The organism is Ruegeria sp. CDSB117 (genome assembly GCF_059611005.1).
Genome location: NZ_JBXWOS010000025.1, coordinates 1 through 22636 on the forward strand (window position 1 = coordinate 1; position 22636 = coordinate 22636).

Sequence of the window (22636 nt, forward strand, 5' to 3'; positions counted from 1 at the left end):
TTTGCCGTCATACGGGTCATAGTGAATCTCCTTATGAATAGGCAGTTCGAAGTGAGCGGTTGTCAGATCAAAGGGTCGTGGTTTGGTTGCGTTTTAAGAAACTCTGTCCCACGCTACGCAGCCTTGAGATGTTCCAAGGCAGCCTGAGTGCCGCCTCCGTTATGAGGCATACCGCTCTTGGTTAGCCCCATTTCTACGCCAGAAAGGGTAGCCATCAACATTAGGTCGTTGAAATCGCCCAAATGACCAATGCGGAACACCTTGTCGGCTACCTTGGACAGACCATTTCCTAGTGAGATGTCATAGTGCTGAAGCGCCGTAGCACGAAACGCATCGGCGGAGTGACCTTCTGGGACCTTAACCGCAGTCAAGACGCTCGATTCCTGACCTTGATGTGTGCACAAAACCTCAAGACCCCAGGCGAGCACGGCAGCCCGTGTCGCGGCTCCGTGTCGGGCGTGACGGGCAAAAACGTTGTCCAACCCTTCCTCGTGCAACATGTCTATGGCCTCATTCAATCCATAGAGAAGATTGGTGCCGGGAGTGTAGGGGAAATACCCATTCTGATTTGGTCCGACCATATCTTGCCAGTCCCAGTAACTTCGCGGCGTGGTCACGGATTTTGAGTGTTTTAGCGCCCGATCGCTCACGGCGTTGAAGCTCAGACCAGGCGGTAACATCAGTCCTTTTTGCGAGCCGGAGACACACACATCGACCCCCCAGTCATCGAACCGAAAGTCAATCGACGCAAGGCCGGAGATGGAGTCCACGATTAGAAGTGCAGGGTGTTTGGCTGCGTCTATGGCCCTGCGCACTTCCTCAATTGGTGAGACTGACCCGGTAGACGTTTCGTTGTGGACGACACAAACCGCCTTGATGTCGTGTTGCTTGTCTGCACGTAGACGGTCTTCAATTTGATTGGGGTCAGCGCCGCCATGCCAATCTCCTTCAATCAGCTCTGGTTGCAATCCTAGTTTTCCAGCCAAGTTGCACCACATGAAGGCGAAATGCCCTGTTTCGAACATCAGAACTTTTTCGCCCGGCGAAACCGTGTTCACAAGTGCGGCTTCCCATGCGCCGGTGCCGGATGAAGGATAGATAAAGACGTTCTGTTTTGTCCTGAAAATCGTCTTCATGCCATTTAGGGCCTTATTCCCCACTTCAGCAAAATCCGGTCCTCGATGATCAATGGTCTGCGTGCTTATGGCTCTCAGGATTCGATCTGGCACAGCACTTGGCCCAGGAATCTGCAAAAAGTGTCTACCCGCCTGACGCATTTGAACTGATCCTTACGCTTGGTGCCAAAAAAGTTGCGCTATTGCCTATTGCAAAAGTTAATTATGAATTCATTATTCAGTCAACGATGAAGTGAAGCGTCTAATTAGGCGTACAGGGAAGGGAAGGCGAACCTGATGGTAGAGAATGGATCGTTGTACCGCCGACTGTTGTCTGATGTTCGGGGAGAGGTGATGTCAGATCCGGCATCGCTTGCACGATACTCGACCGATGCCTCAATCTATCAGATGATACCGGACGCTGTGGTGATCCCTCGGTCCACAGAAGATGTCCAAGCCGTGATGTCCATTGCGCGGGACGAAGGATGTTCGGTTCTGCCGCGCGGCGGCGGCACGTCGCAATGCGGGCAAACGGTCAATAAGGGTGTTGTGCTGGACAACACAAAACACTTGAATCGTATTCTTGACGTAGACGTTGAGAAACGTATCGCGCGCGTTCAGCCCGGTGTTGTTCTGGATCAATTGAACCAAGCGTTGAAGCAGCATGGCCTGTGGTTTCCCGTGGATCCCTCAACAGCGTCTCGCTGCACTCTTGGGGGGATGGCGGCAAACAATTCTTCAGGCGGAAAATCTCTGCGATACGGGATCATGCGAGACAACGTCCGTGCGATAAACGCAATCATGGTTGACGGCACGGAAGCGCGGTTCAGCGCTGATACGGCCGCATCAGGCGATTATGCGGATCTTGTTGGTGACATGCGCGCTCTTGGGCGTCGCGAGGCTGCTGAAATTGACGCTCGTTTTCCTAAAGTCCAGCGCCGTGTGGGCGGGTACAATATCGACGCGCTCGTAGGTAACGACATCAACATGTCCCATTTGTTGGTGGGGTCAGAAGGCACATTGGCCTATTTCACAGAACTGGAATTAAGCCTGGCTCATCTACCGGGCGCGAAAGTTACCGGTGTGTGCCATTTCCCGACATTCCGTGCTGCCATGGAAGCCACCCAGCACATCGTGACACTCAACCCGCAGGCGGTAGAGTTGGTCGACGACACCATGATTGCCTTGGGGCGTGAAATCCCATTGTTTCGCGAAACGATTAATGCATTTGTTGAAGGCAATCCCGAAGCCCTGCTGCTGGTGGAATTCGCCGAGGGCAGCGCCGAGGCCAATGCTGCAAAACTGGTCGAGCTTTCGCAACTGATGGGAGACCTCGGTTTTGCTTTCAGCGGTGCGGAACATCGGTGGGGCGGCGTTGTCTCTGTTACGGACAAATCTTTGCAGAATGCTATCGCCGAGTACCGAAAATCCGGGTTGAATGTCATGATGTCGATGAAAGAGGCAGGCAAACCGATCTCTTTTGTCGAAGATTGCGCCGTCCCTTTGCCCGACCTCGCCGATTACACCGCTGGCCTAACCGAAATATTTGCCCGGCATGGCACAAGGGGAACATGGTATGCGCATGCCGCGGTGGGGTGTTTGCACGTGCGCCCTGTGCTGAACATGCGGCAAGACAAAGACGTCCGGACAATGAGGGCGATCGCCGAAGAAACATTTGATCTGGTCAAAAAGTATAAAGGATCTCATTCAGGTGAACATGGTGACGGGATCGTACGATCAGAATTTCATGAAAAGATGTTCGGTAAGCGTATCGTTTCTGCGTTTGAACAGGTTAAGAAACGGTTTGATCCTAACGGGGTAATGAATCCCGGCAAGATCGTGAACGCGCCCGCCATGGATGACCGCCGACTGTTCCGCTACAGCCAGGACTATTCGGTTCCTGAATTCGAAACGACGCTGGACTGGTCTGCTTGGCCGGGTGCCGGAGGAGGGTTTCAGGGCGCCGTCGAGATGTGCAACAATAATGGTGCATGTCGCAAGCTCAAGGGCGGCGTTATGTGCCCTTCTTTCCGAGCGACCCGAGACGAGCGAGACGCTACACGTGGGCGGGCAAATTCGTTGCGGTTTGCCATCAGCGGGCAGATGCCGGGCGGTTTGTCGTCTGATGCCATGTTGGACACAATGAAGTACTGTGTGTCCTGCAAAGCTTGCGCTCGGGAATGTCCGACTGGCGTCGACATGGCGCGAATGAAAATCGAAGTATTGTCAGCAAAGCGTAAAAAAGATGGGCTGACGTTGGCAGACAAATTGATAGCTTACCTGCCCCGATATGCGCCAAAAGCCGCGAAAGTCGCGTGGCTTGTAAATTTACGAAACAAAATTGGACTCTCGCGTAAGCTATTGGAGGGGCCGACTGGTATTTCAGCGCGACGCGATCTGCCAGTGTGGTCTTCTGCTCCGTTCCGTGATGTCGAGGCTCAGGACAATGATCCGCAGGTGTTGCTGTTTGCTGATGTGTTCAACCGGTATTTCGAACCGGAAAATTTACGCGCCGCTGTCCGGGTTTTGCGGGCAAAAGGACTTCGGGTGGCCGTGGCGCGAGACGATCAATCTGACAGGGCCTTGGATTGCGGACGTACTCTCTTGGCTATGGGGTGCGTGGACGAAGCGCGACACGAGGCACAACGCGTGATTTACGCGACGCGAGAGGCGGTTGCAAAAGGTGTTCCAGTAGTCGGGCTCGAACCTTCCTCTATCCTCACGTTCCGGGATGAATTTTTGGCGCTTTGCCCGGGGCCGGAAACGGAGATGTTGTCGAACGCAACGTGTACCTTTGAGGAATTTCTAGCCGATCAGCCGGACTTGCCCCTGAAGCCGTTGGATCGCCCGATCTATTTGCATGGGCATTGCCACCAGAAGGCACACGATGCTGTCACACCGATGCTTGACCTATTGAAGCGTATTCCAGGGGCACAAGTTCACATGATTGAAAGCAGTTGTTGTGGCATGGCAGGAGCATTTGGATATTCGCCCGACACTATCGATGTTTCGATAAAGATGGCACAACTCGACTTGTTCCCGGCATTGGAAGCAGCGCCCGGAGATGCAGTTATCGTGGCAGACGGGACATCTTGCCGCCATCAAATCGCGGAAGGTACGCAGCATCAAGCTGTGCACGTCGCGCGCCTCTTGGATATGGTTCTTGATGTTTAGGAAATGGAAATGAACCTGACGGACAGCATTAATCGCCCGACCCTTCACGAAGAATTAGTCGAAAGGCTGCGTAACCTGGTTGTCGAAGATGTTTTAAAGCCGGGTGAAAAAGTGCCCGAGAAACAGCTTTGCGACTCGTTGGGAGTCTCTCGGACACCTTTGCGAGAAGCTTTAAAGGTGCTTGCATCAGAAGGCTTTGTGGTACTTCAAGCCAACCGGGGGGCCCGCGTCGCAAGTGTCACGCGAGAGGAATTGGAGAATACGTTTCCAGTGCTTGCGACGCTTGAGCAACTGGCGGGAGAGTTGGCATGTCAGCACATGGATTCCGCTGAAATTGAACTAATCGAAAGTCGCCACGCCGATATGCTGAAAGCCTATAGTTCACATGACCGACAGGCATATTTTAAGGCCAATCAGGACATTCATCAGGCACTGATACGTGGAGCGCGAAACGATATCCTTGAAAGCCACCACAAGCTGTTGGCCGCACGGGTCCGCCGCGCACGTTTTATGGCCAACTTGTCGGACGAGCGCTGGGCACAGGCCATTGACGAACATGAAGCCATGATGGAGTTGCTCAGGGACCGAGATGCAGATGGGCTTGGAAAGTCCATGAAACTTCACATGATGAACAAACTTTCGGCCCTTGTGAAAGCGCTGGAGGCTGAGGATGAGACGCTTAGTTAAAGACTGGTCGAATGCGCCTGTCAGCTACCCTCGGATACGCCGCTAGTCAGTCTTTAGACCAAGAAACGGGGGCGTCAGCCCACAGTCCAAGGCAAGTTTGTTGAGGTCCCGGCATAGGGCCGGGTTGAGCCTAACGCCGTCTTTGCGGCGAGCCTCAGCGGCACCCGTTTTGCCTTCGCCCGGCAGGCGCACGGGATCATGACCAGGCAGGGGGGGAGATGCACGCATTTCAGAAAACACGCGGGCTGCGTTAGAAGCAAAGTCTTTGTCCAATCCAAAAGCTGCCGGATCAAGCGCCATTACAAATTGCCCTGTGTTCGTGGACGACGTTGTGTCTGAGGTGAAGTTAACCACATCAGAGCCGAAGGCCGCGCCGTTCAAGACCCCGGCCATCAACCCGATAGCCACCGAAAGACCGAACCCTTTCGGACCGCCGATCGGCAAAAGAAACCCTTCTGACTTGAGGGCGGGGTCCGTCAATGGGTTTCCATCACGCCCAACCATCCAGCCTTCGGGCATAGGCTTGCCTTGCTGCAACAGGGTTTTGATCTTACCCATCGCCGCTACGGTCGTCGCCATATCAAACACAAACGGGTCGGGGCCATCGACGGGGGCGGAAAAAGCAATGGGATTGGTACCAAGAAGCAAGTCGCTACCGCCATAGGGCGGGACGTGGTTCGCGCTGCCCACTGCCGCGGCCATACCAAGCAGCCCTGCCTCGGCTTGTGGACGTACATAAAGTGCCAGTGGTCCCGCATGATTGCCGCGCCGAACACCAACCCATCCGATGCCGGCCTCTTTTGCCTTTTCAATTGCAAGATCCCGAGCCGCCGACATAGCCAGATGGCCGAGGCCGTCATCTCCGTCGATCAAAGCGGTTGCAACGGTCTCATGTACTACTGTGACTTTTGGCGTAGGATTGGAGCCGCCTCCCGCCAGCCGGGCTAGGTACTGTCGCAGGCGAAAAACACCGTGCGTGCCATAGCCATAAATGTCGGCCTCAACCATCGTCGAGGCCACCTTGTCCGCATCTGTTTTTGGCACACCTCGAGTTTCGAGTGCGACCGCCACAAATTCACGCAGGGTGTGGCAGTCTATTTTCACAGGCTCAGAAGTCATCTCTTCCCACCTGTTCTTTGTGCCAGAACACCAATTTACGCTGTGTCCAAACCACCGACGCAAAAACCACCAGACCAACAAGGCTGAGATACAGGATCAACGAGAAGACGCGCGGCGTGTTGAGCTGCGAGGCCGCAACTCGGATAAGTTCGCCAAATCCCTTGCCACCGCCCAGGAATTCTCCTGTGATCGCACCAGCCATTACGCCGACTGCTCCGATCTTAAGGCCCGTAAAAATCTGCGGCAGGCCAGTCGGCAGTTTCATCTTGAACAATGTCTGCATCCGACTTGCGCCCATCGTCTTGAAAAGCATACGCGCGTTTTCATCGGCGGCGTGAAGCCCAGCCGCAGTACCAACCACGATTGGAAATGTCGCGATAAAGGCAGCAAGCGCGACCTTTGATTCAATACCAAAGCCCAACCACGCTACAAAGAGTGGGGCAAATGCCACCTTTGGCATGGTATCTATCGCCACTAGGTAAGGCATCACTGCCTTTTCACCAAATGCCGTTTCCCCCACCAATACGCCCAGCGAAAAACCGATCGCGATTGCCAGTGCAAAACCATAGATAACTTCTTTGATTGTGATCCACAGCGCCCCAAGCATGTAGCCGCCAGTCAATAGATTTTGACCCACGAAGATCATATCTTTCAGGGTTTCCAACGGTGTAGGCAGAATGATTGGGGAAACCAGCTTAAGGCTCGTAACAATTTGCCAAGTGCCGACGAAAACCACGAAGACAAAGGTCATCGCCAGCCAGCGTGGGACCGAGTCGATAAAGTGAACTTTTTGTTCCCATACCGTGTCTTCTGCGGTGTCGGCGTCTTTTAGGGTAGGTGAGTAGTTATGAACGTCGCTCACATTTCTTCTCCCTTATCCAGGAGGCCGCGAATGTAGTCTACAATAGCGCCAAACTTGGGCGTGGTCATCATATCCAACGTGCGTGGGCGTGGCAGGTCGACCTTTACAATTTCGGCAATCCTGCCCGGGCGTGGTTTCAAAACGACAATTTCGTCGGACAAGATCACGGCTTCCTGAATAGAGTGCGTAACAAGAAAAGCAGTCGCATCTTGTTCATGGCAAATCCGCTGCAGTTCCATATTCATCATGTCGCGTGACAGCTCGTCCAGCGCGCTGAATGGTTCGTCTAACAAAAGCACAGCTGGTTCTGTGATCAGCATACGGCAGATTGAGGCGCGTTGAGCCATGCCGCCCGACAATTCGTTCGGGTATACGTTTTCGAACCCCTTCAAACCCACGATGTCCAAAAGTTCGTGAGCCTTGCCCATTGCTTGCTTGGCGGCTGCCTTTCCGTCGCGGATCTCGATTGGCAACACGATGTTTTCCACTGCCGTTTTCCAGGGAAATAGTGTTGCCTGTTGGAACATCATACCAATGTCTCGACGGGGACCGGTCACTGGCAGACCTTGTAGGATCACACGCCCTTTGGTGGGAGGGATCAGACCCGCCATGATCTTGAGCAGTGTGGATTTCCCGCACCCGCTGGACCCAATGACAGAAGTGAAGCTTCCTTTCCGTAGCGTCAGATTAATGTCCTCAAGTGCAACAACAAGATTACGGGCATAGGTCTTGCTTAAATGGGTCAATTCGTAGACCGGCGTGCCCAAAGGCGCGCCGGAAAACTCTTGTGCGGCTGCAGCGTTCATTTGCTGGCGGCCTCGTTGCCAATGGCGGCAAATTCATTGGTCCAGGCGGCGCTCAAGTCATCAAGCGGTCCCGGAATTTCGCCCCCTGCGACAAGTGCGTCTTGCCATTCTTGCCAAACCTCGGCGGGGTACCATCCCAGACCATTGCTTGGATCCGCAGCTATGGTTTTCGAGCGTACGGCATCGAACAGCGCTGCCTGGAATTCCTTGTCTTCGCCTTCCTGCGGATTGCCGTCCGCCAGATGCTTCAGCACAGCTTCTCGGTTGGCATCATCGAGAGCAAAGGCATGGCCACGTGCGAACGCGCGGCTCCAGGCCTCGACCAATTCGCGATCGTTGGCGATTGTGTCAGCCATTGTGGCGATACCGTTTCCGAAGAAACGCCCAAATTCCGCAGGCGTGATGTCACGCACCTTCATTCCGCGCTGGTTCAGGATTGCTGTATCTGCCGTCGAAGCAGAATAAGCGTCGATTTCGCCGTTCAAGAAAGCTGCTGTCGCCGGGCCGCCGTCGCCAACGGTAAGAAATGTGAAATCCTCACCTTCTTTCATACCTGCACCGGTCAAGACGTTTCGTGCAAAACCCACTTCGGCACCGTCTGCGGTGCCGGTTCCGATGACCTTTCCGCGCAGTTCCTCAACGCTTTGGACTTCAGAGTCTTCCGGCACCGCGATGCCGAAGTTGCTGCGTGCCGCAACGTTGTAGATATGTACGGCATCCACATCGCGCGACCGCGCTGCAATCAGAGGCCCGGGTCCCGGGCGACCGAAATGCGCTTGCCCAGCAGACAATGCCTGAAGCACGGCGCCTGAGCCGTTGATCGCCTCGACCGTCACGTTCAATCCTTCATCTGCGAAGTACCCTTCGCCAATGGCGACAAACACAGGAAATGAGTTGATTGCCGAAGGGCTTGGTTGCACGAAGGTGATTTCACGCAAGTCTTGCGCAAAACCCATTGTTCCTAGTGCTCCTGCTACCGGAACAGCAGTAAGCAGGGACGCTGTGAAAGTCCTTCTGTTCATCATTGTAGTCTTCCTCCCTTGAATGTTGACGCCTCACAGCGATTGCTGCGTAGGAGCCATTATACGGCGCGCACTGTGTTCCTTAGCGTGCCGATTTCGGAAACCTCGCAAACTACGACGTCCCCGTTTTTCAAAAACTGCGGCGGTTCCATTGCGTATCCGACGCCTGATGGCGTACCTGTCGCAATGATGTCTCCTGGTTCTAGTGTCAGGCCTTCTGACAAGGATGTGATCAACGTTGGAATGTCGAATATCATGTCCGACGTCATCCCGTTTTGGCGCTGCTCACCGTTTACTGTCAGTCCGATCGACAGAGCTTGCGGATCGCGGATGGCATCGGCGGTCACGATGTAGGGACCAATTGGGCAAGATCCATCAAGCCCTTTGCCTTTGAAGTACTGGCCGCCATGGCGGCGCTGTATGTCACGGGCGGTTATGTCGTTCAGAATAGAATACCCAAAGACATGATTAAACGCATCTGCCTTGGTGATGTTACGCCCGCGCTTCCCTATCACGACTGCCAACTCGACTTCGTAGTCGATGGACTGCGACACCGAAGGAAAAAGTAGGATGTCGGCGTCTGGTGCAACGACCGAGGTCGGCGGCTTGGTAAAGAAAACCGGATGTTCGGTGATGCCGATTTTCTCTTTTTGTGCCCGTTCGCCTTCTGCGATGTGCTCGGCGTAGTTTCGCCCCACGCAGAAAACGTTCTTACGTGGCGTGGGAATGGGCGACAGAAGAGGCGCGTCTTCGGGGACGAGCAAGTCCTTGAGTTCGCCTGCCTCACCCGCGGCAACAGCGGCACTCAACGCCTCCAGCGCGGTTTGACCACCTTCGATAATCAGCTGCATCGTGCTTACATCAAGAGCCGTATCCGGTATGAGCATCTTAATCGCACGCGAAACATCCAACCTGCTTCCGTTAGCAAGAAATGCGACGCAAACGGCGTGGCTATCTACTGAAACAGTCGCTAAACGCACTCGGCTCTCCTCCTACATTCTGGCGCCCACTTAGGTCACCGATCTTGGCCGGCGACTCAGATTTGGTTGTCACTTGCCCTTGAGTTTTTGCCGACTTGGCGTTTCAATCAATCAACCAATCAGCAAATTGGGTGGCAATGTGAGTGAGCCTTCAGAACTTTCGCAACGTGTCCGGGACCTGATCGACAATGCGGGATACCGGCACAACGATAGACTTCCACCTGAAAGGGAACTGTGCCAATGGCTAGGCACAACCAGAAATCAGCTGAGGCGCGTATTGGCCGAACTAGAGGCGCAGGGCCTTATCTGGCGGCATGTGGGTCGGGGCACGTTCGTTGGTGCCCGACCGGTTCTAAATCTGACGGACGTGACCTATTTGGGTGCACAGATTAAGCCTGAACAGGTTGTGGGTGTTCGGTTTACCATCGAGCCGCAGCTTAGCCGCCTTGCCGCGCTTCATTCTACGCGTTCGGACCGCGAGCAAATGAGGCTCTGCGTTGAGAGGTGCCGAGCCGCAGAAGACTGGCGCACATATGAAGCATGGGACAATAATTTGCATCACGCGATCGCCCGGGCAACTCGTAACCAGCTTTTCCTGTACTTCTTCGAGACTCTGAATTCCGTTCGAAGGTCCATTGTGTGGGGACAACCTCGTAAAACCTATAAACCCCCCGATGATTATTCCAGCTTTCGAGAGCATGACTTAATCCTGTCGGCGATATCGAGTGGAGACGGAGAACAGGCGGCGCAGGCCATGTTGGCGCATCTGAGGTCCGTTTACTCCCGCGTGTTGCCAGCTAGTCTTGAGGCCGACCACTAAACTAGCGCCCGACCAATTTGGGAAATGGTTGGGCTAAGCAGCGGCTGAACCTCTTGCAAATCGACGGTCACATTGGCGATGACTGAGACAAGAGCTACGTCTTTTCGGGTGTGGCACAGCATCGATCGGAACAAGGCCACAGATTGGCAACCCGATCTTTGGCAACGATGTGTTCAGGAGGATAGCGATGCACGATCTTGTAATTCCCGCGGTGAAGGTTCACGAAATACCGGTAGAAGGCGGTGGCATATTCCCGGTACGTCGGGTTTATTGCATTGGTCGAAACTACGCGGCGCACGCCATAGAAATGGGCCACGACCCAAATCGTGAACCCCCATTTTTCTTCCAAAAGAACCCTGACAACCTCGATCCATCCGGAGAATTTCCATATCCGGCTCACAGCTCGGACGTACATCATGAAGCTGAAATGTATGTGGCGCTTAAATCCGGCGGCACGAAAATTTCTGTGCAAGATGCTCTGGATCACGTCTACGGCTACGGGCTTTCACTGGATATGACCCGTCGAGATCTACAGGGCGAAATGAAGAAAATGGGTCGTCCTTGGGAAATCGGGAAGGCATTTGAGCGCTCAGCTCCATGCGGACCGGTGCATAAAGCAGAAGATGTTGGGCCACTCGACGAAGGCGCAATTCGCCTATCGGTAAACGGAGAAACTCGGCAGGAAGGTGATTTGAACCAGATGATCTGGAAAGTCCCCGAAATGATCTCTTACTTAAGCGATTACTTCGAACTTGCCGCCGGTGACGTTATCCTGTCTGGCACGCCCTCTGGAGTTGGTCCAGTAAACCGCGGCGATGTATTGGTGCTGTCGGTCGACAAATTGGGTAGCCTAACTGTCAGGGTAACTTAGCACCCAGACCGAACCCTCTCCGCGAAATAGGCCAACGCTTTTGTAAACGGATCCCAGATGCCCCACTTAGTTGCCGAATTGATCGCACCCCATTCTGGTACCGCAAATGCTATCGGTGCCCCAGGTCGATCTTGGTTGAACTACCTCGGGCTGCGAGAGCTTTGCGCAAAGGTCAAAAAAGATCTTCATCAGATCGGAGTAGGTCGCGGCGACCGAGTGGCAATTGTGTTGCCCAATGGCCCCGAAATGGCGACGGCCTTCATATCCGTCGCCCAAGTGGCGACGACGGCACCTTTGAACCCGGCGTACACTTACGAAGAATACGTTTTCTACCTCAAAGATCTGAAGGCCAAGGCCCTTCTTGTAAACGAGAACGACGATGGACCTGCCGTAAAAGCTGCTAGGGACCTTGGCATCGCTATCTTGAGGGCCTCTCACGATCGCTTACATTCGGCCGGTCAGTTTTCCATTTTGCCCTGTGACCCAATTGGTACGGCTGACACATCCGCACCGCGTGAAGATGATGTCGCCCTGATACTGCACACGTCAGGAACAACGTCGCGTCCCAAGATCGTCCCTTTGACGCAGGCTAATATCTACGCATCCGCGCGAAATGTGGCTTCGTCTTTGAAACTGACAATCGATGATCGCTGTCTGAGTATTATGCCGCTGTTTCATATCCACGGGTTGATTGCGGCTGTTGCCGCGTCTTTAGGTGCTGGATCTCAAATTAGCTGCGCGCCCGGGTTCAACGCTCTTAGCTTTTTCTCTCAAGTCGCTGAAGTTGATCCGACCTGGTACACCGCAGTTCCGACAATGCATCAAACTATTCTTGCCCGAGCTGCACGAAACCAATCGATCATTGAGCAATCGCGGTTGCGCTTTCTTCGGTCTTCTTCTGCTTCGTTGCCGGGCCCGGTAATGGAAGAGTTGGTGGCAACTTTTAATGCGCCCGTCATCGAAGCCTACGGTATGACTGAGGCGACACATCAAATGTGTTGCAACCCGCTTACTCCCCAAACGCAAAAACCCGGATCTGTTGGAATAGCAGCAGGCCCCGAAGTCAGAATTGCAGACGAGAATGAAAATGTTCTGATCTCTTCGCGGGACGTCGGAGAAATCGTTATCAGCGGTCCGAACGTGACACCGGGATACGAAAGCAACCCGCAGGCAAATTCCGACAACTTCTTTGAAGTGGACGGAAAAACTTGGTTTCGCACTGGCGACCAGGGTTCATTCGACGAAGAGAATTATCTGCGACTGACCGGTCGTCTTAAGGAGCTTATCAATCGCGGCGGAGAGAAAATCAGTCCACTTGAGGTTGACGCTGTACTCTTAAGCCACCCAGAAGTCGCTCAGGCAGTTTGTTTTGCCGTTCCACACGAAAAACTGGGTGAAGACATGGCGGCAGCTGTGGTGCTTTCTGAAGGCGCGACGATCCAAGGTCAGGAGGTCAGGGCTTTTGTCGGCGCGCGGCTCGCAAAATTCAAGGTGCCGACTTCGGTGGTTGTTCTTGAAGAAATTCCAAAAGGCGCGACTGGCAAGATACAAAGGATCGGACTAGCTGCTAAATTGGGACTGGCAAAGGCTTAGACACATGAAAGTTTGTATCTTTGGTGCCGGAGCTATCGGAGGTTACGTTGCCGCGAAACTTGCACAGACCGACACAGAAGTCAGTGTCGTCGCGCGTGGCCCCCATTTGGCGGCAATGCAGGAAAAAGGACTGACCCTGTTTGAGGAAGGGCAGGATCCGGTTAGCGTTCCAATACGCGCTTCAGACAATGCTGCCGATCTCGGGCCACAAGACTACGTCTTCATCACACTGAAAGCGCATTCTGTCCCGGCAGTCGTAGACTCAATGCAGCCGTTGATTGCAGACGAGACAACCGTAGTAAGTGGAGTGAACGGCGTGCCCTGGTGGTACTTCCACAAACTGGGCGGCCCGTACGAGGGGACGAGGTTGGCGTCAGTCGATCCGGGAAATGTGCAGTGGGACGGTTTTGGACCAGATCGCGTCCTCGGATGTGTTGTTTATCCTGCCGCCGAGGTCATAGCTCCTGGATCAATCAAGCATATCGAAGGCAATCGTTTTTCGTTGGGCGAGCCCGATGGTGCTAAATCAGACCGTACTGCCAAGCTTTCGGCTGCGCTATCCGCCGCCGGACTGCGTGCGCCCGTCAGACCAAGAATCCGGGATGAAATTTGGTTGAAACTGTGGGGTAACTTGTCGTTCAACCCGATTTCCGCTCTTACCCACTCAACACTTGATGTCCTGTGTGCCGACGAAGGCACGCGCTCGGTAGCACGCGGAATGATGCTCGAGGCTCAAGAAGTCGGTGAAAATCTTGGCGTAAAATTCCCGATAGATGTTGAAAAACGCCTCGACGGCGGAGCGGCTGTCGGTGCGCACAAAACCTCAATGTGGCAGGATCTGGAGTTGCGCCGACCGATGGAAATTGATGCCTTGGTCACTTCGGTGCAAGAACTGGGGCAACTTACAGGGATCTCAACGCCCAAAATCGACACCGTAGCATCACTGATCAAACTGAGGGCAAAAGTCGCAGGTCTTTACTAGAGTCTTTGTCGGCCTTGCAAAGAGAGCATTGCTTGAGGCGGATAACTGAGACTGGTACGAACGTGTCATACAGCGTCTTTGGGAGTATTCCTGCACCTTCGATGACGGTTAGCTCCTCGTTTTGGGTCAGAAATGCTTGACGTTTGGGTCGGAATTGCGTGACGCGATTTACCCAGTTGTTGAGGTTTTGGAAGTCGTTTGAGTCAAATATCAGTGACGTTCCACATTTACTGTTGGACCTCACACGAACCTGACCCAACCGTCACAGTTGGACCAGAATCGGGATGAACGTTCGACATCGGAAGGCAACCCCAACGTTGGACATCAGTTGAGTTTGACCTTTGCGTCGTCAACCAACACGCCGCCCGCATTTCATACTCTCGCAGACAGTTTGGTTTAGCGACACATGTGGGAGCAGGGAGCGAGTGTAAATAACGCGCCCAAGATGATTGCCTAAAGCCGCGTGTACGAATGCGGATGGTGAATAACCCTGGTCCAGATTTCCGAGCCGGAGCGACCATTGCGTGCCACTGGAATGCTCGCCGGGGCAGGCTGGATTTTGTCAACTCACCGAAGCGTCGGGATGGCGGCGTGAACGTCGGAACACAGTACGTTTAACGTTTCAAACAAGTCACCTGAGAGGTCGTTCGACTTTTTTGTTGCCGAAACCGGTTTCGGAGCGAACAAGTAGTAGGATGACAACGAATCCCAATCTGCAAAATCGCCAATCTCAGTCTAGGAACCCCTCACCGCCACGGCGGGTGAAACTCGACGAATTGGCGGATCATCTCGGGCTTTCAAAGAGCACGGTATCGCGCGCATTGAACGGGTATTCAGACATCTCAGAAGTCACGCGAAAGAGAGTTGCGGTCACGGCAAGAAAGATGGGCTATCGCCCGCTCAGTCACGCGCAGGCTATTCGAACAGGAAAAGTTCGCGCTATTGCGATGGTCATCAACAGCGAAGAACCGGACCAGCACAACCCGTTTCTTCAGGATTTTCTGGCAGGCGCTTGCGAAGCAGCCAGCGCGTCGGACTGGACAATGACAATTTCCACGGCAAAGTCCGGGAAAGATATGCTCAATGTGTTGGGACGTCTTGTCGAAGAACGCAAGGCAGATGGTTTCATTTTGCCCCGGACCGAAGTGGACGACGCACGGGTAAAGTATTTAAGAGAATTGCAGGTCCCGTTTATTCTTTACGGGAGGACAGATTATGGCCGATCGAATCCTATGGATGATATGTCTTGGTTTGACATATCGGGTGAAACGGCAATCCGGAATGCGGTCGTTCGCTTGGTCAATTTTGGTCATGCTCGTATCGGGTATGTTGGCAGTGATCCGAAGTTCAACTACAGCCACCTGCGCCGCGACGGGTATCTCGAAGGTCAAAAAGTTGCGGGATTGCGGGATGATCCCGAATTGATCCGGGAAGGTGCGCGGACACGCGAAGAAGGGGCGATCGAAGCGCGGGCGCTGTTAAATTTGGAACACCCGCCAACCGCGATCGTGTTTGCGACCGACTTAGCTGCTTTAGGGTGTTATCCAGTTTGCGCTGAGCTTGGCCTTGAAATCGGAAAAGACGTTTCAATCCTTGGATATGACGGCATTCCCGAATGCCAATACGTCAATCCAGGACTGACGACCTTTAGTGTGGACTCGCAGCGTGCTGGTGAGCGTCTTGCTACATTACTCATACGCCAGACCAGAGGTGAAGAACCAAAAAATCTACGCGAAATCAGAGAAGCAGTTCTTATTGAACGGAAATCTGACGGGCCACCAAGGCTGACGCCTGAAGAGCTGGCGCAAAAAATACGAAATTCCAATGATCATAACCGGGGAGGAGACCGCCTATGAAACATTCACCAAATGCATCTCGATTGCTGCTTGGAACATCACTCGCGATTGTCTTGACGGCGGTATCTGCGCAAGCAGATACAATTCGCTTTTGGACGACCGAGGAACAGCCTGAACGCTTGGCGAAGCAGCAGGAAATGGCGGATCAATTTAAAGCCGAAACTGGCACCACAGTTGAGGTCATCCCGGTAACCGAAACAGACCTGGGCACTCGTGCTACTGCGGCCTTCGCGGCCGGAGATTTGCCGGACGTGGTCTACCATCCGCTGCAATACGCCTTGCCTTGGGCAGAAGCGGGTATTCTGGACACCGAAGCCGCAACCGAAGTGATCGAAGAGCTGGGGGCCGATACCTTCGCGCCCGGTGCGCTGACTATGGCAGCCTTCAACGATGAAACCGCATCCGTGCCAGTCGATGGTTGGACACAGATGGTCGTATATCGCAAGGATCTGTTCGACGAAGCCGGACTGGATGCCCCGAGTTCATTCGCCAACGTTTTGGCTGCTTTGGAGAAACTGCACAACCCGCCAGAGATGTACGGATTTGTTGCCGCGACCAAGGTTGATGAGAATTTCATGAGCCAGGTTCTGGAACATGTGTTCCTTGCCAACGGCGTTAGCCCTGTAGGCCCGGACGGCTTCCAAGCATTGGACGAAGCCAAAACCACCGAGGTCCTGGACTTCTATAAGGCGATCTCGAAAGCGTCGCCCCCCGGTGAGCTGTATTGGAAGCAGTCCCGCGAGCTGTACTTCGATGGCAAGGCCGCAATGATCATCTGGTCGCCGTTCATTTTGGACGAACTGGCCGGTCTGCGTGACAGCGCCCCGCCGACCATTTCCGACGACCCGACGTCGAGCGAGCTGGCAACCAAAACGGGGATCGTCACCAATTTCTCCGGTCCATCCAATCCAGACGGTGCAGCCTGGGGTGACGTGCGGTATTTCGGGATCACCAGTGATGCCGATACCGACGCTGCGATGGACTTTGTGAAGTTCGCGATGGATGACGGTTATACGCAAACTCTGGCCATCGCACCCGAAGGCAAGTTTCCGGTACGTCGCGGAAATGCTGACAATCCAACAGCTTTTGCCGACGCTTGGGCGGAACTGCCGGTAGGTGTGGATCGCAAAGCACCTTTGGGTGAACTGTACGATCAGGCCATGATTGATGAGATCGTCGGAGGTTTGGATGTCGCGCAGCGCTGGGGTGTAACCGACGGGCAGCTCTCTCTGGCGTCGAAGATGATCAACTCTCAGGCCATCAACCGTGTCGTTCGTCAATATATCGACGATGAGATTGACGCTGCTGCCGCAGTCGCAGCCATGAACGAAGAGCTTGCCAAGGTTCAGTAAAACTCTGTCTCAACCGGCAACTGCAGCGGCATTTTCGCCGCTGCACCCAACCCTCTGAGGTCTCTTATGTCTTCGGCCACCCCACCGACCGGAACCGGGGCTCTTGCCAAGCGCGAAGCGCGCCTGGCTTGGGCATTGCTGGCTCCGACCGTGATAAGCGTGTCTCTTGTTGTGATCCTGCCGCTGCTGGCGATCATCTGGATCAGCTTCAAGCCTTTTACCCTGTCCGACCTGCGCCCACCTGCGCCGGTTGTCCGAGAAAGCTTGCGTGGATCGGGCGATGATCTGCGGATCGAGTATCGCCTGCGCAATTCCAGTCAGGAGATTGCTATTGGCGGCGTCACTCTGAGTGATGTGCTGCCTGAGGGCATGACACCCACTGATGAAATCGCGGAACCGTGTGTGCTGGACGGGCAAGACCTGTTCTGCGATTTTGGTATCTTGGATGGCGGCCAACGCGAGAGAATTCGTATTCCGGTAACCGTTGACGGCGACCCTGACGCGTTCGAAGAGTTGGTCGAAGGGTCGGAACCTGGTGTCACAGGCAGCGGCCCCAATGTGCTGACAAACCTCGAATTCAGCCTGGAAAACTACGCCCGTGTCTTCGATGGGGCAGAGTTCTGGGGCGTGCTCTGGGTGACGCTGTTCTACACCGTCTTCGGAACCATCGGGGCATTGGTCATGGGGTTGTTCGCGGCCCTGCTGCTTAACAAAAGTTTCCGCGGCCAAGGGTTCATACGCGGTCTCTACCTGTTCCCGTATGTCGCTCCGGTGATCGCGGTGGCGTTCACTTGGGTTACATTGTTTGATCCGTTCTCAGGCTCAGCCAATGCACTGTTGGTTCAAATGGGGCTGAGCAGTGAACCGATCAACTTTTTCGGCGAACGCCCCTTGGCGTTGATCATGGTGACAGTGTTCGAAATCTGGCGCTACTTCCCGCTGTCCTTCCTGTTCATTCTGGCGCGAATGCAATCCATCGACAGCAGCATGTACGAGGCGGCGGATATGGACGGGGCCTCGCCGTTCCAGAAGTTCTGGCTGCTGAGCATCCCACAACTGTTGGGCATTCTGTCAGTGCTGTTCCTTCTGCGCTTCATTTGGACGTTCAACAAATTCGACGACATCTTCTTGCTGACCGGCGGCAATGCGGGCACCCGCACGCTGACTGTGAATGTCTATGAACAAGCCTTTGCGATCTCGAACATCGGGGCAGGGGCGGCGGTGGCCGTGGTGATCCTGATGTGCCTGATTGCCTTCAGCTTTGTCTTCTTCCGCTTCATCAGCCGAGAGGAGGGTCTGTGATGCGAAAAGGGTATGTTACCGGCCCGGTTCTGGGCGCGCTCTGGATGGTGGTGATCGCAACCACCGCCGCCATCACCATGTCGTTCTCAACAGGCGACGCATTCCGGCCGCAGGTCTTGCTGAGCCTGATATGGGGCGCGTTGGCGGGTCTCGTATATGTCCGGTTCCCGCTACAGCGCGCGCCCGCGCGTCTGGGCATCTCAGCACTGTTGGGCCTGTCCAGCCTCACCGGATTTGGCCCGGTTCTGATTGGCTCTGACACGTCAACGCAGGCCGTGCTGGTAACTGTGATCGGTATTGCCGTCGTGATGCATCTGTCGATGGCGGCGATTTTGAAGGAAACACCGATCGGTGAGCTCACCCGCCATGAATACGAGGACGCGGTGATCCGGTTCTGCACCGGTTTCGGCTATATCTTTTTCACGGCGATCGTGATCATCCCCTTCTACGTGATGGTGATGACCAGCCTGAAATCCCAGCAAGCATTGTTGCAGAACCCGCTGGATTTCTCGGTGGACCTAACCCAGGGAACCGCCCTGTTCCGCAGCTACACTGAATTGTTCCGCGACTTCAATTTCGGCACCTATCTTTGGACGTCTTTCTATGTTTCGGTGCTGACCGTGTTCATCACGCTACTGTTCAGCGTACCCGGTGCCTACGCCGTGGCTCGTTTCCGGTTTCAGGGGCAAAAGGCGTTCTCTCGCTCGATCCTGCTTATCTACATGGTGCCGATGATCGTTCTGGCGCTTCCGATCTATATTGCATTCTCGCTGACTGGTCTGCGCAATTCGATCCTAGGTATCGTTATGATCTACCCGGTCACGACAATCCCCGTCGCGCTTTACATGCTGCAAGGTTACTTCCGCGGCCTGCCGATCGAGGTGGAAGAGGCAGGCCTGATGGACGGCCTGTCCCGTCTGGCAGTGATCTGGAAGATCACCCTGCCGCTGAGCTTGCCAGCGCTGGCGTCGGTCTCGCTCTATGTCTTCATGATTGCCTGGAACGAGTTCCTGCTGGCCTTCATGCTTCTGGACGACCCGTCGAAATTCACCCTGACCCGAGGGGTCACGATGCTGAACTCCTCAGAAATTCCCCGTCAGCACCTGATGGCCGGTGCGGTGATCGCCACCGTTCCGATCATGGCGCTGTTCCTGGGGCTTGAACGTTTCATGACCAAAGGCCTCACAGCGGGGTCTGTCAAAGGATGACCGAGATGAACCAACACACAAACCCAGACCGCGAGGCGCGCAATATCCTGATCGCCAATGATCGCGGCGGTTACACGATCCCAACCGAAGGGCTGTACCCATACCAATGGAACTGGGACAGCGCGATTACTGCGCTTGGATTTGCCCAGTTCGACCTTGACCGCGCCTGGGCCGAGATCGAGACGCTGTTTGCCGGACAATGGGACAACGGCATGGTGCCACACATCCTGTTCCACCAGCAAGACGAGGGGTATTTTCCCGGCCCGGATGTCTGGGGCTGCAACGGTCCAATCCCCTCCTCGGGCATTATCCAACCACCCATTGCGGCCACGATGGCGCGCAAAATCTGGGAACAGGATACTTCGTTTGGAGACGCGCGGATGAAGGCGCTATTCCCCAAGATGCTAGCTTGGCACCACTGGATCATGAAATGGCGATTGGATGAATTCGGGGCTGTTTGCACAACACACCCTTGGGAAGCGGGTCGCGACAACGCGCCTGACTGGGACAACTCTATGGCGCGCATGGATGCGTCAGATGTGGGAGAATATCAACGCCGCGATACCAGCCATGTAAACAGCGAGGACCGCCCGACAAAGTTCGACTATGACCGATACATCAAGCTGGTACAGATCGGTCGAAATGCTGGGTGGGATCAGCAGGAACTGCTGTCGCTGAACCCGTTCCGGGTCGCCGATCCGACGATGACATTCACCACATTACGGGCCGCGCGGGACTTGTTGGTGATCAGTGAGCAGCTTGATCTGGCAGCTGAAGGCTTAAGCGCGGATATCGAAATACTGGAAGTTGGTGCTCGCTCACTTTGGAACGAAGAGCTGGGCAGCTTTGACGCGCGCGACGCACATACCGGCGAGATGGCAGGCAGCGTATCGAATGCGTCTTACCTGTGCTGGTATGCAGGTATTGAATCAGGCAAGATGCTGAAACGGTTGAAAACCACGCTGGAAACCGTGCCCTATCCGGTTCCAAGCTATGATCCAGAAATGCCGAAATTCGACTCGCGCCGCTATTGGCGCGGGCCCACTTGGGCCTTCATGAACATGATGATTGGGTTCGGGTTGCAGGATCTGGGTCACACCGAGCAAGCAGATCAGTTGCGCAAAAAAACCGGAGATCTGATCTCGGGCTTCGGTTTCGCAGAATACTTCGATCCAATAACCGGGAGCCCGGCTGGCGGTAAGGCGTTCTCTTGGACGGCAGCGGTTTGGCTTCACTGGGCAGGGAGGGCCTGATGGGTAGCATCGAACTAAAATCAGTCGAAAAATGGTTCGGCTCGGCCCAGGTCATCAAAGGCGTGGACCTCAAGATCGAGGAGGGCGAGTTCATCGTCTTCGTCGGCCCATCGGGCTGCGGTAAATCCACTTTGTTGCGCATGATCGGCGGGCTCGAGGATATCTCGCGCGGGTCGCTGGAGATCAATGACAGCGATGTCACGGATCACCCACCCTCAAAGCGCGGCCTGACGATGGTGTTCCAATCCTACGCGCTGTATCCACATCTGACAGTCGCCGAGAACATGGGGTTCTCTTTGAAGGTTGCCGGTGTTCCCAAGGCGGAAATCACCGAACAGGTCAACCGCGCAGCAGAGGTTCTCAAGCTTGGACCGTTCCTGGAACGCAGACCAAAAGACCTTTCTGGTGGTCAGCGGCAACGGGTGGCTATCGGCCGATCCATCGTCCGCGATCCCACCGCTTTCCTGTTTGACGAGCCGCTTTCCAACCTTGACGCCGCCCTGCGAGTCGAGATGAGGTATGAGATCGCCAAGCTGCACCAAAGCCTCAAGCGCACGATGATCTACGTGACGCACGACCAGGTCGAAGCGATGACATTGGCCGACCGCATCGTGGTTTTAGAATACGGCAAGATCGCTCAGGTCGGTACGCCGCGCGAACTCTATGAACGCCCTGCGAACCTGTTCGTGGCCCAGTTTATCGGAAGTCCAAAGATGAATATCCTGCCCTGCACGACCGACGGTGACAGTTTCCAACTTGAGCACGGCCGCAGTGGCCCGTTTTCACGATCTGCAGCCGCCACAAAGCTTGGCATCCGCCCCGAACACATTCAGGTGGGTGCTGCGGGCGAAGGTCAAACTGACGGCGTCATCGAGGTGATCGAATACCTGGGTGCAGATACTTTCCTGATTGTGGATTGTGGAGGCGAAGACAAGGCCACAGTCCGTCTGAACGGCGATACGGACCTTACACCGGGCACCCAGATTGGTCTGCACTTCCCAACCGACAATCTGCATTTTTTTGATAAAGACGGGCAGGCTCTGGGGCTTGGATAGCTGAACCCACCGGTATCGGCTGCAAACTTTGAACATTGACACTCAAGAACACAGAGAGAGTAAAGTCGAACCTGAAGAACTGAAGCCATCCCTTTCAAAGTGGGCTGCTGCTGTCAGCCCAAACCTTGGGACCTTCTCGGACGTCGGTGTGGCGGGCTAAAGGTACTTCGAAGATTCGAGCGAGGCCACGTCAGAAGAAGAAACCGCCGAAGAGCTAAGCCAAGACCCTGATTGGCACCTGTGGCAAAAATTTGCATTAGCAAGCTGTGTTCTTACAGTTGGATTTGGACCAGGCATCAATTACGCACAAGGTGGCCGCGGTTCTGTTGCGAAGTTTATTGAAGTTCACAGAAATAAATCTGACCTGCGTTGTTAAGCAACCCGCTCTTTGAATTGTTGAAAGGGACGGAGTCCCGGTGTGATTTGACCTTTGGGAAGCACGAACCGAGGAGCCTTACTACACGCGGTCAATCCTTGAGCTTGCCGAACGTAATCTCGATCCGATTGCGCGGCTTGTAGCGGCCTTTGTCATATTTCACGGTGGCCTTGCGTTGCTTCCGGCCGGCGATAATCAGCTTG

Annotated in this window: 18 protein-coding genes and 1 pseudogene; 12 read left to right on the plus strand and 7 right to left on the minus strand. The window is 54.6% G+C overall.

Annotation, left to right across the window (positions count from 1 at the left end):
* Window positions 1–113: 113 nt before the first annotated feature.
* The gene (locus AC2FJC_RS20500) at window positions 114–1277 is read right to left on the minus strand and encodes a pyridoxal-phosphate-dependent aminotransferase family protein (RefSeq protein WP_496741202.1); all 1164 of its coding nucleotides are present in this window, start codon (window positions 1275–1277) and stop codon (window positions 114–116) included.
* Between the two features lie 135 nt (window positions 1278–1412).
* Between AC2FJC_RS20500 and AC2FJC_RS20505 the strand changes: the two genes are divergently transcribed.
* On the plus strand, window positions 1413–4289 hold the full coding sequence (locus tag AC2FJC_RS20505) for an FAD-binding and (Fe-S)-binding domain-containing protein (protein ID WP_496741204.1): 2877 nt from the start codon (window positions 1413–1415) through the stop codon (window positions 4287–4289).
* Window positions 4290–4298: 9 nt separating this feature from the next.
* Complete coding sequence (locus tag AC2FJC_RS20510) at window positions 4299–4976, plus strand: GntR family transcriptional regulator (protein ID WP_496741206.1); 678 nt, start codon at window positions 4299–4301, stop codon at window positions 4974–4976.
* 42 nt (window positions 4977–5018) lie between these two features.
* Here AC2FJC_RS20510 and AC2FJC_RS20515 read toward each other — a convergent pair whose 3' ends face one another.
* From AC2FJC_RS20515 to AC2FJC_RS20535, 5 genes are all read right to left on the minus strand, one after another.
* Entirely contained in the window at window positions 5019–6095 is a 1077-nt protein-coding gene (locus tag AC2FJC_RS20515) for an Ldh family oxidoreductase (protein WP_496741208.1), read from the minus strand.
* The gene (locus tag AC2FJC_RS20520; protein ID WP_496741210.1) at window positions 6085–6957 is read right to left on the minus strand and encodes an ABC transporter permease; all 873 of its coding nucleotides are present in this window, start codon (window positions 6955–6957) and stop codon (window positions 6085–6087) included. Before AC2FJC_RS20520 ends, AC2FJC_RS20515 begins: the two co-directional genes overlap by 11 nt.
* Complete coding sequence (locus AC2FJC_RS20525) at window positions 6954–7763, minus strand: ABC transporter ATP-binding protein (protein ID WP_108859902.1); 810 nt, start codon at window positions 7761–7763, stop codon at window positions 6954–6956. The genes AC2FJC_RS20520 and AC2FJC_RS20525 overlap by 4 nt, the downstream gene beginning before the upstream one ends.
* The gene (locus tag AC2FJC_RS20530; RefSeq protein ID WP_234416594.1) at window positions 7760–8719 is read right to left on the minus strand and encodes an ABC transporter substrate-binding protein; all 960 of its coding nucleotides are present in this window, start codon (window positions 8717–8719) and stop codon (window positions 7760–7762) included. The genes AC2FJC_RS20525 and AC2FJC_RS20530 overlap by 4 nt, the downstream gene beginning before the upstream one ends.
* 125 nt (window positions 8720–8844) lie before the next feature.
* Window positions 8845–9765, minus strand: coding sequence for a fumarylacetoacetate hydrolase family protein (locus AC2FJC_RS20535; protein WP_496741213.1), 921 nt, complete (start codon window positions 9763–9765; stop codon window positions 8845–8847).
* A gap of 139 nt (window positions 9766–9904) precedes the next feature.
* Here AC2FJC_RS20535 and AC2FJC_RS20540 point away from each other — a divergent pair, with 139 nt between their 5' ends.
* The 10 genes from AC2FJC_RS20540 to AC2FJC_RS20585 all read left to right on the plus strand — a co-directional run bounded on the left by AC2FJC_RS20540 (window position 9905) and on the right by AC2FJC_RS20585 (window position 22057).
* Window positions 9905–10585 carry a FadR/GntR family transcriptional regulator gene (locus AC2FJC_RS20540; protein ID WP_108859904.1) on the plus strand — a complete coding sequence of 227 codons (681 nt, stop codon included), beginning with the start codon at window positions 9905–9907 and terminating at the stop codon, window positions 10583–10585.
* Between the two features lie 187 nt (window positions 10586–10772).
* Entirely contained in the window at window positions 10773–11456 is a 684-nt protein-coding gene (locus tag AC2FJC_RS20545; protein ID WP_496741215.1) for a fumarylacetoacetate hydrolase family protein, read from the plus strand.
* A gap of 57 nt (window positions 11457–11513) precedes the next feature.
* Complete coding sequence (locus AC2FJC_RS20550; protein WP_496741217.1) at window positions 11514–13049, plus strand: acyl--CoA ligase; 1536 nt, start codon at window positions 11514–11516, stop codon at window positions 13047–13049.
* Window positions 13050–13053: 4 nt separating this feature from the next.
* Complete coding sequence (locus AC2FJC_RS20555) at window positions 13054–14031, plus strand: 2-dehydropantoate 2-reductase (RefSeq protein ID WP_496741219.1); 978 nt, start codon at window positions 13054–13056, stop codon at window positions 14029–14031.
* A 695-nt stretch (window positions 14032–14726) separates the two neighbouring features.
* Window positions 14727–15887: a LacI family DNA-binding transcriptional regulator gene (locus AC2FJC_RS20560; protein ID WP_496741220.1), complete on the plus strand. Its 1161-nt coding sequence runs from the start codon at window positions 14727–14729 to the stop codon at window positions 15885–15887.
* A complete protein-coding gene (locus tag AC2FJC_RS20565; RefSeq protein WP_496741222.1) occupies window positions 15884–17239 on the plus strand; it encodes an ABC transporter substrate-binding protein in 1356 nt (451 codons plus the stop codon). Before AC2FJC_RS20560 ends, AC2FJC_RS20565 begins: the two co-directional genes overlap by 4 nt.
* Before the next feature lie 66 nt (window positions 17240–17305).
* Entirely contained in the window at window positions 17306–18541 is a 1236-nt protein-coding gene (locus tag AC2FJC_RS20570) for a carbohydrate ABC transporter permease (protein ID WP_496741223.1), read from the plus strand.
* Complete coding sequence (locus AC2FJC_RS20575) at window positions 18541–19749, plus strand: carbohydrate ABC transporter permease (protein WP_496741225.1); 1209 nt, start codon at window positions 18541–18543, stop codon at window positions 19747–19749. Before AC2FJC_RS20570 ends, AC2FJC_RS20575 begins: the two co-directional genes overlap by 1 nt.
* Window positions 19750–19754: 5 nt before the next feature.
* Window positions 19755–21002, plus strand: a complete 1248-nt coding sequence (locus AC2FJC_RS20580; protein ID WP_496741227.1) for an MGH1-like glycoside hydrolase domain-containing protein — start codon at window positions 19755–19757, stop codon at window positions 21000–21002.
* Window positions 21002–22057, plus strand: a complete 1056-nt coding sequence (locus tag AC2FJC_RS20585) for an ABC transporter ATP-binding protein (protein WP_496741229.1) — start codon at window positions 21002–21004, stop codon at window positions 22055–22057. Before AC2FJC_RS20580 ends, AC2FJC_RS20585 begins: the two co-directional genes overlap by 1 nt.
* Before the next feature lie 470 nt (window positions 22058–22527).
* Here the strand turns inward: AC2FJC_RS20585 and AC2FJC_RS20590 are convergent.
* A pseudogene (locus AC2FJC_RS20590) lies at window positions 22528–22626 on the minus strand (IS5/IS1182 family transposase); the annotation flags it as partial.
* Window positions 22627–22636: the final 10 nt, after the last annotated feature.

Excerpts from the sequence above, each read along its gene's own strand:
- AC2FJC_RS20510 (WP_496741206.1), top strand. The coding sequence starts at position 4,299 with ATGAACCTGACGGACAGCATTAATCGCCCGACCCTTCACGAAGAATTA.
- AC2FJC_RS20565 (WP_496741222.1), top strand. The coding sequence starts at position 15,884 with ATGAAACATTCACCAAATGCATCTCGATTGCTGCTTGGAACATCACTC.
- AC2FJC_RS20550 (WP_496741217.1), top strand. The coding sequence starts at position 11,514 with ATGCCCCACTTAGTTGCCGAATTGATCGCACCCCATTCTGGTACCGCA.
- AC2FJC_RS20505 (WP_496741204.1), top strand. The coding sequence starts at position 1,413 with ATGGTAGAGAATGGATCGTTGTACCGCCGACTGTTGTCTGATGTTCGG.
- AC2FJC_RS20575 (WP_496741225.1), top strand. The coding sequence starts at position 18,541 with ATGCGAAAAGGGTATGTTACCGGCCCGGTTCTGGGCGCGCTCTGGATG.
- AC2FJC_RS20570 (WP_496741223.1), top strand. The coding sequence starts at position 17,306 with ATGTCTTCGGCCACCCCACCGACCGGAACCGGGGCTCTTGCCAAGCGC.
- AC2FJC_RS20545 (WP_496741215.1), top strand. The coding sequence starts at position 10,773 with ATGCACGATCTTGTAATTCCCGCGGTGAAGGTTCACGAAATACCGGTA.
- AC2FJC_RS20500 (WP_496741202.1), bottom strand. The coding sequence starts at position 1,277 with ATGCGTCAGGCGGGTAGACACTTTTTGCAGATTCCTGGGCCAAGTGCT.
- AC2FJC_RS20580 (WP_496741227.1), top strand. The coding sequence starts at position 19,755 with ATGAACCAACACACAAACCCAGACCGCGAGGCGCGCAATATCCTGATC.
- AC2FJC_RS20525 (WP_108859902.1), bottom strand. The coding sequence starts at position 7,763 with ATGAACGCTGCAGCCGCACAAGAGTTTTCCGGCGCGCCTTTGGGCACG.
- AC2FJC_RS20585 (WP_496741229.1), top strand. The coding sequence starts at position 21,002 with ATGGGTAGCATCGAACTAAAATCAGTCGAAAAATGGTTCGGCTCGGCC.
- AC2FJC_RS20515 (WP_496741208.1), bottom strand. The coding sequence starts at position 6,095 with ATGACTTCTGAGCCTGTGAAAATAGACTGCCACACCCTGCGTGAATTT.
- AC2FJC_RS20530 (WP_234416594.1), bottom strand. The coding sequence starts at position 8,719 with ATGGGTTTTGCGCAAGACTTGCGTGAAATCACCTTCGTGCAACCAAGC.
- AC2FJC_RS20560 (WP_496741220.1), top strand. The coding sequence starts at position 14,727 with ATGACAACGAATCCCAATCTGCAAAATCGCCAATCTCAGTCTAGGAAC.
- AC2FJC_RS20555 (WP_496741219.1), top strand. The coding sequence starts at position 13,054 with ATGAAAGTTTGTATCTTTGGTGCCGGAGCTATCGGAGGTTACGTTGCC.